The organism is Oleiphilus sp. HI0086, assembly GCF_001635225.1.
Window position 1 is genome coordinate 1 of sequence record NZ_LWFZ01001146.1, and the last position, 683, is coordinate 683.

Here is a 683-nt window from a genome sequence, read left to right on the forward strand (position 1 = left end):
AGTAGGCTTGGTAAGCTTCAAAGCAAAGTAAATAATGGTCCTAAACTACTTTCAAGCCAGTTATCTGAAAGCGCAGCTCTAGGGCAGCGACTCGCAGCGAAAAAAGTGAAGATAGAGGCTTTGCTAGATAAGTTGGATAGCGAGATTACTAATGTCTGCCGGCAGCATCTTTCTGAGCTAAGAAAGGTGATGATGTCCAATTATGAGAGAGCTGAGCAAGGCTTGGTGCATATTTTCCAGGGTATCGCTGAAAATAAATCGACTAAGCGAAAGAAAAGTAAAGACGGGCGCTATTCTCGATGATGTATTTTATTAAATCGACTAGAAACAACGTTCCTAGGCTTTATTCTTGGGTACTTCTTTTAGCTGTAGGTATGTTTTCAAACACTTCTTATGCTGCTAGTGATGACCCATTTATTTTTGAGTTGAAAAGTGATCTCGAAACCATTGGTGATATCAAACCGAGCTTTATCGTCTACCAAGATAAACCTTTACCCAAGGTCTCAATTAATTACATCTTAAAGCGCTACATAAAATTATTTGAAAACGCTAACTCGCCTAATGTAAAAATTGATGCTTTGAATCGTATTAATAACTTAAGGGAAAAGTACAAACTCGATAGCAAGAAACTTACGATTGATAAAGTTACTCAAAGTCAGGTGGTGCTCGATAGCTATGATCGT

At 38.2% G+C, this 683-nt stretch carries 2 protein-coding genes; both read left to right on the plus strand.

Annotation, left to right across the window (positions count from 1 at the left end; translation table 11 throughout):
• Positions 1-303 (plus strand): hypothetical protein (locus A3756_RS28045; protein ID WP_197481414.1); only part of this gene is annotated, 303 nt, incomplete at its 5' end.
• A 71-nt stretch (positions 304-374) separates the two neighbouring features.
• A partial coding sequence (locus A3756_RS20160) for a hypothetical protein (protein ID WP_197481415.1) occupies positions 375-683 on the plus strand: 309 nt, incomplete at its 3' end.